The sequence below is a fragment of the Neisseria bacilliformis genome (assembly GCF_014055025.1).
Taxonomy (GTDB): Bacteria; Pseudomonadota; Gammaproteobacteria; order Burkholderiales; family Neisseriaceae; genus Neisseria; species Neisseria bacilliformis.
Window position 1 is genome coordinate 981084 of sequence record NZ_CP059571.1, and the last position, 13767, is coordinate 994850.

The 13767-nt window shown below is 60.3% G+C and carries 13 protein-coding genes; 9 read left to right on the top strand and 4 right to left on the bottom strand.

Annotated features, from left to right (window positions below; genetic code table 11):
• Positions 1-37: 37 nt before the first annotated feature.
• The gene (locus tag H3L91_RS04985) at positions 38-394 is read left to right on the top strand and encodes a hypothetical protein (protein ID WP_007342465.1); all 357 of its coding nucleotides are present in this window, start codon (positions 38-40) and stop codon (positions 392-394) included.
• Positions 395-686: 292 nt separating this feature from the next.
• Here H3L91_RS04985 and H3L91_RS04990 read toward each other — a convergent pair whose 3' ends face one another.
• Positions 687-1124 (bottom strand): pyridoxamine 5'-phosphate oxidase family protein, encoded by a 438-nt coding sequence (locus H3L91_RS04990; RefSeq protein ID WP_007342466.1) that lies wholly within the window; start codon positions 1122-1124, stop codon positions 687-689.
• A gap of 192 nt (positions 1125-1316) precedes the next feature.
• Between H3L91_RS04990 and rfaD the strand changes: the two genes are divergently transcribed.
• The 8 genes from rfaD (at position 1317) to H3L91_RS05030 (ending at position 8533) form a co-directional block, all read left to right on the top strand.
• Positions 1317-2312 carry an ADP-glyceromanno-heptose 6-epimerase gene (gene rfaD, locus H3L91_RS04995; RefSeq protein ID WP_007342468.1) on the top strand — a complete coding sequence of 332 codons (996 nt, stop codon included), beginning with the start codon at positions 1317-1319 and terminating at the stop codon, positions 2310-2312.
• Positions 2313-2602: 290 nt separating this feature from the next.
• Entirely contained in the window at positions 2603-2827 is a 225-nt protein-coding gene (locus tag H3L91_RS05000; protein WP_007342470.1) for a hypothetical protein, read from the top strand.
• A 79-nt stretch (positions 2828-2906) separates the two neighbouring features.
• Positions 2907-4583 (top strand): energy-dependent translational throttle protein EttA, encoded by a 1677-nt coding sequence (ettA, locus tag H3L91_RS05005; protein WP_007342471.1) that lies wholly within the window; start codon positions 2907-2909, stop codon positions 4581-4583.
• Between the two features lie 343 nt (positions 4584-4926).
• Positions 4927-6177, top strand: a complete 1251-nt coding sequence (locus H3L91_RS05010; RefSeq protein WP_007342472.1) for a hypothetical protein — start codon at positions 4927-4929, stop codon at positions 6175-6177.
• Positions 6178-6371: 194 nt separating this feature from the next.
• Positions 6372-6623, top strand: a complete 252-nt coding sequence (locus tag H3L91_RS05015) for a hypothetical protein (RefSeq protein ID WP_007342473.1) — start codon at positions 6372-6374, stop codon at positions 6621-6623.
• 251 nt (positions 6624-6874) lie between these two features.
• Positions 6875-7219, top strand: a complete 345-nt coding sequence (locus H3L91_RS05020) for a hypothetical protein (protein WP_007342474.1) — start codon at positions 6875-6877, stop codon at positions 7217-7219.
• 18 nt (positions 7220-7237) lie between these two features.
• Positions 7238-7558: a hypothetical protein gene (locus H3L91_RS05025; RefSeq protein WP_007342475.1), complete on the top strand. Its 321-nt coding sequence runs from the start codon at positions 7238-7240 to the stop codon at positions 7556-7558.
• A 162-nt stretch (positions 7559-7720) separates the two neighbouring features.
• On the top strand, positions 7721-8533 hold the full coding sequence (locus H3L91_RS05030; protein WP_007342477.1) for a sulfite exporter TauE/SafE family protein: 813 nt from the start codon (positions 7721-7723) through the stop codon (positions 8531-8533).
• A 67-nt stretch (positions 8534-8600) separates the two neighbouring features.
• Here H3L91_RS05030 and H3L91_RS05035 read toward each other — a convergent pair whose 3' ends face one another.
• The 3 genes from H3L91_RS05035 to H3L91_RS05045 all read right to left on the bottom strand — a co-directional run bounded on the left by H3L91_RS05035 (position 8601) and on the right by H3L91_RS05045 (position 13668).
• Complete coding sequence (locus H3L91_RS05035) at positions 8601-9902, bottom strand: paraquat-inducible protein A (RefSeq protein WP_007342478.1); 1302 nt, start codon at positions 9900-9902, stop codon at positions 8601-8603.
• A 225-nt stretch (positions 9903-10127) separates the two neighbouring features.
• Positions 10128-11915: an assimilatory sulfite reductase (NADPH) flavoprotein subunit gene (locus tag H3L91_RS05040; RefSeq protein WP_007342480.1), complete on the bottom strand. Its 1788-nt coding sequence runs from the start codon at positions 11913-11915 to the stop codon at positions 10128-10130.
• 451 nt (positions 11916-12366) lie between these two features.
• A complete protein-coding gene (locus tag H3L91_RS05045; protein WP_040658828.1) occupies positions 12367-13668 on the bottom strand; it encodes a sulfate adenylyltransferase subunit 1 in 1302 nt (433 codons plus the stop codon).
• Positions 13669-13767 lie beyond the last annotated feature (99 nt).

The window sequence follows — 13767 nt, forward strand, 5'->3', positions numbered from 1 at the left end:
GTCCCGTTTTTTTAACCAACTTCCGACAGGAAACCCCATGAAAAAAACCGCCCTCCTCATCCTCGCCGCCGCACTGGCCGCCACCGCCCAAGCCGCCCCGAAAGCGCATGCCCAACCGCTCGAATTCGGCGAAGACGGCTGCATCCCCGCGCTCAAAGTCCGCGCCGGCGCACGCTACACCATAAACAACCCGCACGAATCCGCCCTTCTGTCCGCCGACGCCTGCTTCGGCACAGTGCGCGACGCCGCCGGCAAAAAACTGCCCTTGGAGCAGGGCACCGAACCCGAAACCGGCAAATCCTCCTGCTTTGCCGAACTCGAAAAAGGCCGCCACACCCTGTCCCTCCCCCGCAGCGGCATCATCAAAAACCTCTGCCTGCACGGCGGGCAATAAGGTCTGAAACAGCGTCTGCCGACAAACCCCGCGCGGGTTCGATGCAGGCAAAACGGTGAAGAGGCCGTCTGAAAAACCGATTTTGGTTTTTTCAGACGGCCTCTACCCTTAGGTAGGGTGTGTGGCGCAAGCCACGCACGCGGTTTCATACTTGCGGGGCGCGGACATTTGCTGCCGTGCAGGGAACGCGTGCGTCGCCTCGGGGCGACACCCTACGGATGGGCGGGCATGGGAAGGCCGTCTGAAAAACCGTATCGCGGCATTTTTCAGACGGCCTTTTGTGCGCCGCACGCTAACCTTCCCGCTGCCAGCGTGTTTTCTGTGCGAACACCAGCTTGTTGTCGGTGTATTTCACGCTGTCCAAATCCAATGCCCACACGTCGGTTTTCAAGGCCATTGCCTTGGCCATCGGGTGGGCGGCGGTGTATTGCGCGAGGGCGGCTTTGCGTTCTTCGCCCGCGAGGATGCGGGCGCGGGCGGCGAGCTGGATGCCGCTGATTTGTGTGAAACCCTCCGGCTGGCCGGCGATGGTGGCGGCGATGCGCGGGCTGGCGGCCATCATCGCGCCGTGGCGGGTGTTTTGCGAGGTGAGCACGATCAGGCGGGCGGCATCCGCGTCAAACACGTAAAAACAGCACGCGCTCCACACTTCGCCCGCATGGGCGGCGGCGATGCTGACCACATGGTTGGCGGCGAAAAAGGCGGCGATGTTGGCGGGAAACGGCGGCATGGTGCATCCTTTCGTGTGTGCGTGTGAAAAACTCATGGTACGACAAAGCGCGGCCGTGCCTTAGATTTTTGCGTTATCTGTTTAGAACACGCAGCGGCCGTCTGAAAAATTTGAGGCCGCCGCGCTTTGGTTTACAATCGCCGCTTTTCAGACGGCCTTATTTCAGACGGCCTTATTTATAAGGATTCCCTCATGAGCATCATCGTAACCGGCGCGGTCGGCTTTATCGGCAGCAACATCGTCAAAGCACTCAACGCGCGCGGCATCACCGACATCGTCGCCGTGGACAACCTCACCAACGGCCAAAAATTCAAAAACCTCGCCGACTGCGACATCGCCCACTATCTCGACAAACACGAATTTATCCGCCAGGTGCGCGAGCACGTTTTCCCCTTCGAGGCCGAAGCCGTGTTCCACGAGGGCGCGTGTTCCGACACCATGAACCACGACGGCCGCTACATGATGGACAACAACTACCAGTACACGCTGGATTTGTTCGACTGGTGTCAGGACGAGCGCACTCCGTTTCTCTACGCGTCCAGCGCGGCGGTGTACGGCCGGGGCGAAGTGTTCTGCGAAGAACGCGCCCTCGAAGAGCCGCTGAACGTGTACGGCTATTCCAAATTCCTGTTCGACCAGGTATTGCGCCGCCGCATGGAGGAAGGCCTGACCGCGCAGGCGGCGGGCTTCCGCTATTTCAACGTGTACGGCGCGCGCGAGCAGCACAAAGGCCGCATGGCCTCCGTGGCCTTCCACCATTTCCACCAATACCGCGAACGGGGCTTCGTCGAACTGTTCGGCAGCTACGACGGCTACCCCGCCGGCGGCCAGAGCCGCGATTTCGTCAGCGTGGAAGACGTGGCCAAAGTCAACCTGTTTTTCCTCGACCACCCCGAACGCTCGGGCATTTTCAATCTCGGCACCGGCCGCAGCCAGAGTTTCAACGAGCTGGCCGCCGCCACGGTAAACGCCTGCCGCGCCCTCGAAGGCAAGGAAGCACTCGGCCTGGAAGACTTAGTCGCGCAGGGGTTGATCCGCTACACCGAGTTCCCCGACGCGCTCAAAGGACGCTACCAGAGTTTCACCCAAGCCGACATCTCCCGCCTGCGCGAAGCGGGCTACGCCGACGAATTCCTCACCGTGGAAGAGGGCGTGTCGCGCTATGTGCAATGGCTGGCGGCGCGTTGAGGCCGTCTGAAAAAAGGGTAGGGCGGGTCTCGACCCACCGTTTGAACATGAAACATAAATACGGCGCATTGAGGCCGTCTGAAACGGTGGGTCAAAACCCGCCCTGCAAAGCTGAGGCCGTCCCCGCCAGTACTCCTTCGGAGCATAAACGCGGGGATGACATTTCTGAAAAGGCCGTCTGAAAAACGGGAAAACGCTTTTTGGCCGTCTGAAACCGCGTTTTAACTTCGTTGGAAACCCGTTTTTCAGACGGCCTCAACTGCAGCCCCCTGCGCAAAAAAGGATTGCCCATGTCCCAAACCCCCGATTTCCGCACGCCCGAACAGACCGCCGCCGAAACCGAACGGCTGCGGGCGCAAACCGCCTACGCCGAAGCGCAAACCCGTCTGGTTCAGGCGCAAACCCAGTTGGAAAAAGCCCGCGCCGCCAGCCGCGCCATGATTGCCGCCACCGTCGGCGTGCTGCTGGCGATACTGTTCGGGCTGGGCTTTGTGCTGCTGATGGCGCGCGGCTGATTTCAGGCTGCCGCCGAGCGCAAAACTCCGTTTTCAGACGGCCTCCATCCCCTTTCCCCATCTCATTCAAGGAGCATCTATGTCCCAACAATACGTCTATTCCATGCTGCGCGTGAGCAAAGTCGTGCCGCCGCAGAAAACCATCATCAAAGACATTTCCCTCTCGTTTTTCCCCGGCGCGAAAATCGGCCTGCTCGGCCTGAACGGCGCGGGCAAATCCACCGTTTTGCGGATTATGGCGGGTGTGGACAAAGAATTTGAAGGCGAAGCCGTGCCGATGGGCGGCATCAAAATCGGCTATCTGCCGCAAGAGCCGGAGCTTGATCCTGAAAAAACCGTGCGTGAGGAAGTGGAAAGCGGTTTGGGAGAAGTGGCCGCCGCGCAGAAACGTTTGGAAGAAGTGTATGCCGAGTATGCCAATCCCGATGCGGATTTTGACGCGCTGGCGGAAGAGCAGGGCCGCTTGGAAGCGATTATCGCGGCGGGTTCGTCCACAGGCGGCGGTGCGGAACATGAATTGGAAATCGCCGCCGATGCGCTGCGTCTGCCGGAATGGGATGCCAAAATCGGCAATTTGTCCGGCGGTGAAAAACGCCGTGTTGCTTTGTGCAAACTCTTGTTGAGCAAGCCCGACATGCTGCTGCTGGACGAGCCGACCAACCACTTGGATGCGGAATCGGTGGAATGGCTGGAGCAATTTTTGGTGCGCTTCCCCGGTACAGTCGTTGCGGTAACACACGACCGCTACTTCCTCGACAACGCCGCCGAATGGATTTTGGAACTCGACCGCGGCCACGGTATTCCTTGGAAAGGCAATTACTCGTCTTGGCTGGAGCAGAAAGAAAAACGCTTAGAAAACGAGGCGAAATCCGAAGCCGCGCGCGTGAAGGCGATGAAGCAGGAATTGGAATGGGTGCGCCAAAATGCCAAAGGCCGCCAAGCCAAGTCTAAAGCGCGTTTGGCGCGTTTTGAGGAAATGAGCAACTACGAATACCAAAAACGCAATGAAACGCAGGAAATCTTCATTCCCGTCGCCGAGCGTTTGGGTAACGAAGTGGTTGAATTTGTGAACGTTTCCAAATCGTTCGGCGACAAAGTGCTGATTGACGATTTGAGCTTCAAAGTGCCTGCGGGCGCGATTGTCGGCATCATCGGCCCGAACGGCGCGGGTAAATCGACGCTGTTTAAAATGATTTCGGGCAAGGAGCAGCCCGATTCGGGCGAAGTGAAAATCGGGCAAACCGTGAAAATGAGCCTGATCGACCAAAGCCGCGAGGGTTTGCAAAACGACAAAACCGTGTTCGACAACATTGCCGAAGGCCGCGACATTTTGCAGGTCGGACAGTTTGAAATCCCCGCCCGCCAATATTTGGGACGCTTCAATTTCAAAGGCAGCGACCAAAGCAAAATCGCGGGGCAGCTTTCCGGCGGCGAACGCGGACGTTTGCACTTGGCAAAAACCTTGTTGAGCGGCGGCAATGTCTTGCTGCTGGACGAACCGTCCAACGACCTCGACGTGGAAACCCTGCGCGCGCTGGAAGATGCGTTGCTGGAATTTGCCGGCAGCGTAATGGTGATTTCGCACGACCGCTGGTTCCTCGACCGCATCGCCACGCATATTCTGGCGTGCGAAGGCGATTCGAAATGGGTGTTCTTCGACGGCAACTATCAGGAATATGAAGCCGATAAAAAACGCCGACTCGGCGAAGAAGGCGCGAAACCGAAACGCATCAGATACAAACCAGTAACGCGCTGATTGGGGGGATAAAGGCAGCCTGCGAAGCGCAGCGGAGTTGCGAAGCTAAAAGGGGAAACGACGTTTCAGGCTGCCTCAACCGTTTTAGCTTCGCAGAAACTTGCTGCTCGTTTTAGCTTCGCTGAAATTCACTCCGTTCGTTTTCAGGTAGCCCGTAGGGTGTGCGGCTCTGCCACGCACCGTTTAACCCATGTTGAACGGCACATGAACAGGTTTGCATATCCCGCGCCAAGTGAACAAGCCATTGTTTTATTTTCAGGTAGCCCCAACGCCCTATCCGCGTTTCAGGCTGCCTATAATGCCGTTTGCCCCGTCCACCCCAAACCGCATCAGAAAGAACCCCATGCCCGCCGAAATCCGCATCACCTATTCCCGCCTGAAAATGTTTGTGATGTCGCTCGTCCTGCTCGCCATCGCTGCTGCCGCATCGCCGCTGCTGTTTGTCGGCAGCCTGAAAGCCGTTCTAAGCGGTGCCCTTATCGTTTTGTTCTGCTTGGTGTTTGCCGCCCTGTTGCTCTACCGCACCGCCGACAGCCGCACCAAACTGGTGTTAAACGCCGACGGTATCCGCATCGTCCAAGCATTTGCCGAAGAAGAACTCGGCGGGAGCGATGCGAAAAGCGAGAGCAAAATCAAGCGCGAAAACGTTTTTTATCCGTGGGAACGGGTCAATAGCGTTGTTTTCGTTTATCCGTTTCCCGCCACTCTGCACCTGAGCAGCGAGCCTGTACACAAACTGGAAGCCGAACTGGAAGCCGATGGAACACTGCCCGACAACGCCACGCTTGACCAGCTTGAAGCACGCCTTGCCAAGCTACTTCATCTGTCGGACAGCATAAACCGCCTGCGCCATTTCGCCATCACCCTGCCCGTGATGCCCCTGCGGCACGGCAAACACCTGCCCGATTTAATCCGCACGCTGGCGGCAGAACCCGACAAAAGCCGCCGCCAAGCCGTGCTGAATGGTTTTTGCCAAACCTTTTTCCCCAAAGCCCTTGGTTCGCGCCCCGTCACGCCGCCCGAACCGCGCGAGTTCCCCGTCTGCCTGCCCGCCCAAGTCAGCATCCGCAGCATTGGCGGCGGCTATCCGCTGGCAAACATTTTGTGTGCCCTGATGCTTATCGGCAGCCTTGTTTTTGCCGCCGCAATCGTGCGCAACGCCGCCGATCCTGCCGACATACGCGAATTGCTGCCGCTGCTGCTCTTTGCCGCCATCGCTGCCGTCGCCGCCGCCGCGTGTGGGTGGCAGCTGTCCCGCTACCGCCGCCGTCGCGCCGTGCTTGCCGCCATCAACCGCCCCGAAGCGCAGCCGTGGAAACTCGTCGCCATCCCGATTTACATCGCCGGCACCAATCACAAACTCAGGCGGACTTATTATTTCTACCCCGCGCCCGTCGCAGGCAAAATCCGCAAAATCACATTTAGCGACCACAACTTCCAACCCGTGCGCCGCCACGGACAATATCTCGCCTTCGCCCCGCGAGGCGGCGGCGCGCCTGTTCCCATTGATGCCGAATTGCGCAATATCCGCGGTCTGAACCCGAACGAAAGCCGCGAGTTGCTACGCCAAATTAAAGAACTGGCGGCAGAGTGAGGATAGAAGGCAGCCTGAAAAACAGGTGGCGTTTGTCGGGCATTGATGCCCGACAAACGAATGCCAGCAAATTAAAAAACATCAGGCATCAGCCCGACCTACCAAACTGCGCTCGTTTTCAGGTAGCCTCAAATACCCGTTATCCGCGTTTCAGGCTGCCTCCTCATTTACCCATCATCACAAAGGAAAAAACCATGCCTTTCACCGACACCCAAACCACTAGCCTGCTCGCCGTAAAAGGCGTGGGCAAAACCGTGTTGCAACGCTTGCAGCAAATGGGTTTGGACGACGTAGCCAAGCTGGCAGCGGCAGACCCCGCCGATATTTTGCAGCAGGGCGGGGCAATCACAGGCGCAAGCTGCTGGAAAAACAGCCCGCAAGCCAAAGCAGCCATTACCGCCGCCGTGGCTTGGGCACAGGCACGGCAAGGTAATGAGGTAGCCTGAAACGCAGTTCAGCGTAGCTAAAACGAGTAAAACGCGTTTTAACGAAACCGAAAGCCCAAAAGCCGTTTCAAACTGCCTAAACTGTTTCGTATTGTGCCAACGCACCCAGCCGTTTCCTCCGTTTTCGCCACGCCAAACTTCGTTTCCAGGCTGCCCAACCGTTTTAGCTTCGCAGAAACTCGCTGCGCTCGTTTTAACTTCATTGAAGCTAGCGCTTTCAGGTAGTCCACCCCTTTGCCAAAGAACAACCCATGAACCTAAAACACTTCAAACACTTCGCCCGCCTGTTCCGCCTGCAATACCAGCCCCAACCGCGCACACTGCCGCCGCAGCCGTATTTTCCCAACGGCATCGGCTACGGCGCACACCGCGTGCCGCACAGCGAACTGCCGCCGATGGGCGGATTGCCTGACAACATGGGTGCGCTGGGCGGGTTCTACCGCCATATCCGCATCGGCGAATTGAACGAAAGCTACGGTTTCCTGCCGCTGCTGGATGGCGTGTTGGTATGGCTGGAATACGAGGAATTGGCAGATGCCCCCGAAGGCTGGTCTGTCGGCGTGGACAGCAAAACGCACGAGCTTGCACCCACGTAGGGCTGGCTGCCTGGCTGGGTGATTTTCGCGCGGCTGATTGACGATTCCGTGCTGTTCACCGACACCGCAGAATCCGAATGCCCTGTATTTTGGCTGCCCACGGGCTACGGCACATTGGACAAGCGCGTGCCCGTCGCCCCGGGCTTGGCGGCTTTTATGGAAACGCTGGCAGCGTTGCGCGAGTTGGAAACGGCATACGAAAACAGCGGGCGGGCAATTTTCTGCGATGAAGATGGTTGCGGGTTTGCCGAAGCATGGTCGCAAGAGGTGCGGGCGGTGGTGGAAAAATATCTGCCCGAACACGCGGCGGGGTTTTGCGCGGCCTTGGATGTTTGTTGATTGCCAACAGACGTCGAACGCCATCGGAGGCCGTCCCCGCCTACGCGAGGATGACGTTTCTGAAAACGCGGCGGCGATAAAGTTAACACTGCGCTTTCAGACGGCCTTTGCCGGTGCAGGCGGGCAAAGCGGCGCGGGTATGGACAAACAGGAGGAAAAAGCATGTGGACGTTTGAAACAGTGGCGGTGATGCTGGCGGCGGGGTCGCTGGCGGGGGTGGTGGCCGGGATGTTCGGCGTGGGCGGCGGCACGATTCTGGTGCCGCTGGTGTTGTGGGTGTTGCAGATTCAGGGTGTGGAGGGGTTCGCCTACGCGCAGCACACGGCGGTGGGAACGTCGTTTGCGGTGATGGTGTTCACCTCGTTTTCCAGCGCACTGTCGCAGCACCGCAAAGGCGCGGTGGACTGGCGGATTCTGAAAAGCATGATTCCGGGCGTGCTGCTGGGGGTGGCGGCGGGTGCGCTGGTGTCGCGCCATTTGCCGAACAAGGGCTTGCAGGTGTTTTTCGCGCTGTTTGCCGCCGTGATCGCCGTGCGCTCTCTGGCGGGAATCAAGCCTGTGCCCTCGCGCCAGCTTCCCGGGCGCGGCGGCCTGTTTTCGGCGGGCAGCCTGTTCGGCCTTTTGTCGAGTTGGATCGGTATCGGCGGCGGCTCGCTCACTGTGCCGTTTCTCACCTTCTGCAATGTGCCGGTGCACCGCGCCATCGGCACGTCGGCGGCCTTGGGCTGGCCGATCGCGCTGGCGGGGGCTTTGGGCTATTGGTATGCGGGCATCGGTGCGGCGGGTCTGCCCGCAGGCTCGGCGGGCTTTGTCTATCTGCCGGCGGTGGCGGTGTTGGCGGTGGCCACGCTGCTGTCCGCGCCGCTGGGGGTGCGTCTTTCCCACCGCTTACCCGCCGCGCGTTTGAAACAGGGCTTCGGCATCCTGCTGCTGCTGATTGCGCTGCGCATGGCGTGGAAGATTGTGGCGGGGTAGGGCGTTTGCGGAATAAAAGGCCGTCTGAAAACCGGTTTTACAGGTTTTCAGACGGCCTTTTTGCGTGTTAGGGTCTGTTGATATTCGGCTCGCCGTTCGCTCCGCATTTGTCCCACAGCAGGCGGGGGTCGAAGTAGTGGGCGGAGAGCATGGTGAGCAGCACGACGAGGCAGAAGTAGAGCGAGGCCGGGCCGGGGGTTACGCGGGCGATGGGGGTGTGGAACGCGCTCATCAGGATGATGACGACGAAGATGTCGATCATCGACCAGCGGCCGATTTTTTCGGTGATGCGGTAGAGCAGCGACACTTTTTCCACCGGCCAAGGCACGCCGAAGCGGGCGCACAGCAGCAGCACGGCCATGATGCCGATTTTCAGCACGGGAATCATGATGCTGGCGCAGAAGATAATCGCGGCGATGGCATGGTCGCCGCTGTCCCACATAAACATGATGCCGCCCATGATGGTGCTGATTTCGGTAACGGTAGGGTTGGACGAAATCATGATGGGCAGCGTGTTGGCGGGGATGTAGAACACCGCCGCCGCGATGAGGAAGGCGAGCGAGAGGCGCAGGCTGTGTGGGCGGCGGGCAAACAGGGCGGTGCCGCACACGGCGCATTCGGCCTCGCCGGCGGGGCGGAAGCAGCGGCAGCGGCTGCAACAGATTTTGCCCGCGTTGTCCGGCCAGATGGTGGTGTGGCCGTGCAGCAGGTGGATTTGGTAGTAAACCCAGTGTTCGGGCACGGCCAGGGTGGTGCGCAGCAGCAGCAGCACCATCGGAAACATCAGCCAGAAGGCCGCGCCGAATTCGACGCGCACCACGTCGCCCAGCTTGATGTAGGCCACCAGCGTGGAGATGAGGAACACATCGGCCATCACCCACTCGCGCAGGCGCACCATGGTGCGCGTGGCGGCAATCAGGCCGGGCAGCGGGCGGGCGATCTGCAACGCGCCGTACACATACAGGCACAGCAGCAAAAACAAAAGCGGCAGGCCGAAGGTGAAGACGAACATCACCTCCGCCAGAAAGCCGAAATCCTGCAAAATCAGTATGTTCAACATAAAAGGCAGGGTGAGCCGCTCGTACACGCCCACGGTGGACACGGTGAGAAACATGCTGCCGTACACGCACAGCAGCAGCATCAGGGTGGCGGCGGCCAGCGCGATGGGCATCAGGAAGGGCGCGTTTTCCACGCGCAGCAGCTCGTGGCCGCAGCGCGGACAGTCGGCCTGATGCCCCTGTTTGAGTTCGGGCACGGCGGTGCGCAGCCCGCATTCGGGGCAGTCGATGACGTGGGCGGGCATGGCGACGCGGCGCAGGAAGCCGCGCCGCCGCCAGCGGCGCAGGGATTTGGCGGCTTGCTCGGGCATGGTGTCGGGCGGGGGCGGAAAAGGGCGGATTATACGGCGTTCGGGCGCGTGAGGCCGTCTGAAAACGGGGTTTCGGCGAAGTTAAAACGGGGAAATGCTGTTTGGCGGTGCGTCGGGTAGGGTGCGTGGCTTGCGCCACACACCCTACCTGAACGGCGGAGGCCGTCTGAAAACACAGTTCCGGCACAGCCAAAAACGTTTTCAGACGGCCTCAGGGCGTATCGATCAATAAACATCGCGCTGGTAGCGTTTTTCCTGCCGCATTTCGTCCAGATATTCGTCGGCCGCGTCGCCGTCCATGCCGCCGTGTGCCGCGATGACGGCCAGCAGCGCGGCTTCCACGTCTTTGGCCATTTTGGCCGCGTCGCCGCACACATACACATGCGCGCCCTCTTTCATCCAATCCCAAATCTGCGCGCCGTTTTCCTGCAAACGGTGCTGCACATAGATTTTTTCTTTCTGGTCGCGCGACCAGGCGAAGCTGTATTTGGTCAACAGGCCGTCTTTGGCAAACTGCTGCCATTCGGTCTGATACAGAAAATCGTCGGTGAAATGCGGGTTGCCGAACACCAGCCAGTTTTTGCCGCCCGCACCGTCGGCGGCTCGCTGCTGCATAAAAGCGCGGAAGGGGGCGATGCCGGTGCCGCAGCCGATCATAATAATCGGCGTGTCGGGATTTTCGGGCAGGCGGAAATTGGGGTTGCGTTCGACAAACACGCGCACCTGCCCCTCTTCGGGCAGCCGTTCGGCCAGATAGCCGGAAGCCGCGCCGGTAAAGGGTTTGCCGTCGCTTTCATAGTTCAGCACGCCCACGGTCAGATGCACTTCGTCGCCCACTTCGTCCTGCGCGGAGGCGATGGAATACAGGCGCGGCGTGAGCAGGCGCAGCAGGGAAACAAGCTGTTCGGCGGTGAGTTGGGCGGGGTAGTGCTCCGCCAGCGCAACGGGCGGATATTCGGCCACCAGCGCGGCAGCGTCTGCCTGTGCACGCTCTGCCAGTTCGGCGTTGCCCGCCAGTTCGGCATAGCCTTTGACGAAGTGCGGCGTGTTTTGGCTGATTTCGTAATCGTGCGTGAGGGCTGCGCGCAGGGTTTTGTTCTCGCCGTTTACATCAACGGCCTCGTCGCCTGTGAGCGAAACGGCGGCCAACAGGCGCGAGACCAGTTCGCCGTCGTTGTCGAACCACACGCCCAGCGCGTCGCCCGCCGTGTATTGCAAACCCGAGCCGGCAAGGTCGAGTTCGATATGGCGCACGTCTTTGTCGGAATTGCGGCCGGTGATTTTCTGGCGCACGGACAAGGTGGCGGGGAACGGGTTTTCTTTGCCGTACGCGCTTGGTTCGGCACTGAGGCCGTCTGAAAACTGCGGCGCGGCCTGCGCGGCGGGGGCGGCTTTGCATTCGGCGGCAACGGCGGGGACGATTTTCGCCATCCACGCCTCGGCCTCGGCCTGAAATTCCAAATCGCAGTCCGTGCGCGGCAGCAGGCGCACGCCGCCGAGCGCGGCCAAGCGCGAATCGAAGTCCACCGCTGCGCCGCAGAATTTCGGATAGCTGCTGTCGCCCAGCCCCAAAACGGCGAATTTCAGCCCGCCCAAATCGGGGGCTTTTTTGCCGTTGACGAGTTTGAACAGGCTCAACGCCTCTTCCGGCGGCTCGCCCTCGCCCTGCGTGGACGTTACCAGCAGCAGAATCCGCTCGGCAGCAAGGTTTTTCGGCTTGTAGTCGGCGCACGACACCAGCGTGGCGGGCAGGTTGCGCGAAAGCAGGGCTTCATGCAGACGGGCGGCCACGGCGCGGGCGTTGCCCGTTTGCGAGGCGGACAACACGGTGATATTGGCGGGGGCGGCGGCTGCCTGTACGGCGGGATCGGTGTTTTCAGACGGCCTCTGCGGCGCGTCTGCCGCACCGCCCGCCTGCGCCCAGCAGTAGCCCGAAAGCCAGGCCAGTTGCAGCGGGGTCAGCGGGGAGAGGGCGGAAAAAATTTCGTCCGGCAGCGGGTTGGGTGGGTTCATGGGTGTTCCTTATATTTGATATTTGGCGGCAGGCGCGTTGTTTTGGTGCGCCATCTTAGCCACAGGCCGTCTGAAAGAAAAAGAATGCCTGCTTGTATGCAAAGAAAAAACGGTTATAAACAGGCCGTCTGAAAAACGTTTTTCAGACGGCCTCTCGGTATCGAAGCAGGTGTAGGGTGGGTCTTTATCCGACATTTTCGGGCAAACGGCAAATATGTCGGGTTGGGACTCAAGCTACTTGCTATGGCTGAAACCGTAGGTCGGGCATTTATGCCCGACTGATCGGGGGGGCTGACAAAATGTCGGGCATGAATGCCCGACCTACGGGCTGCACTCCCCAAAAAACCGCGTGCGCCGCCTCGGGCGACACACCCTACCTGAACGGCAGAGGCCGTCTGAAAACCGTATTGCGGCTTTTCAGACGGCCTTTTTGCCTTTCAAGCCGATGTTTTCAAATCACAAACCCGTCGGCCTCTGCGTTTGCGGCGCGGATCATGCCGGCGGCGGCGGTGTGGTTGGTGGCTTCGTCGATAAGGATGAACGCGCCTGTGGCGGGGTTTTCGGCGTAGGCGGTGGCGGCGATGGGCTGTTGCAGGGCGATTTCGACGAGGCCGATGTCGTTGATGTTCAGCGTGTCGGCCTGTCCTGCACGCAGGGTGTTCACGTCCCACACATGGCGCACGGCTTTGATTTTGGCGGGTACGGTGCGGGTGGTGTGTTTGAGCAGGTAGCGGCGGGCGGGGTTGAGCGGCGCGTCGTCAAACCAGCACAGGGCGGCTTCGATTTTTTGCTGCGGCGCGGTTGGGCTGCTTGCGGAGACGATGGTGTCGCCGCGCGAGATGTCGATGTCGGTGTCGAGCGTGATGGTGAGCACGTCGCCTGCGCGGGCGGTGTCGGTTTGGCCGTTCAGGCTGTGGATTTGGGCGATGCGGGCGGTTTTGCCCGAGGGCAGGATTTTCACTTCGCCGCCGGTGTTCAGACGGCCTGCTTCGAGCCGGCCTTGATAGCCGCGAAAGTCGTCGCTGCTGCTGCCGTCTTGGCGCAATACACGCTGCACGGGGAAGTGTGCGGGGAAGTTTGCGCTGCTGCTTTCGCGTGCGGGCAGGTTTTCCAACAGCGGCAACAGTGCTTCGCCCTGATACCACGGGGTGTTTGCGCTGCGGCTGACGATGTTGTCGCCGCCCAATGCGCTGATGGGGATGAAGTGGATTTGCGCGGTGATGCCGAGCTGGGCGGCAAGGGTGCGGTAGGCGGCGGCGATTTTTTGGTAAACGTTTTCGTCGAAACCGAGCAGGTCGAGTTTGTTGACGGCGGCGATGATGTGCGGTGTGCCCAAGAGTTTGAGGATGGCACTGTGGCGTTTGGTTTGGGGCAGCAGATTGGCAAGGCCGTCTGAAAGCGTTACGCGGGTCGCGTCAATCAGGACGACGGCGGCATCGGCGGTGGACGCGCCTGTAACCATGTTGCGGGTGTATTGTTCGTGCCCCGGGGTGTCGGCGATGATGAATTTGCGGCGGGCGGTGGCGAAGTAGCGGTAGGCCACGTCGATGGTGATGCCCTGCTCGCGCTCGGCGGCAAGGCCGTCGGTGAGCGCGGCGAAGTCGGGGGTTTGGCCGTTTTGCGCGGCGGCTTCGAGTTTGGCGGCGTGGTCGGAGAGCAGGGCTTTGCTGTCATAAAGCAGACGTCCGATGAGGGTGGATTTGCCGTCGTCAACGCTGCCGGCGGTGATAAAGCGGAGTACGGGTGCGGTCATGGTGGTTTCCTTTGTGTTTGGTGTTTGGGGCGTTCGTTCGTTGTAGGGTGGGTCTTGACCCACCATGTCGGCTGACGGGTCGAAACGGTGGGTCGAAAC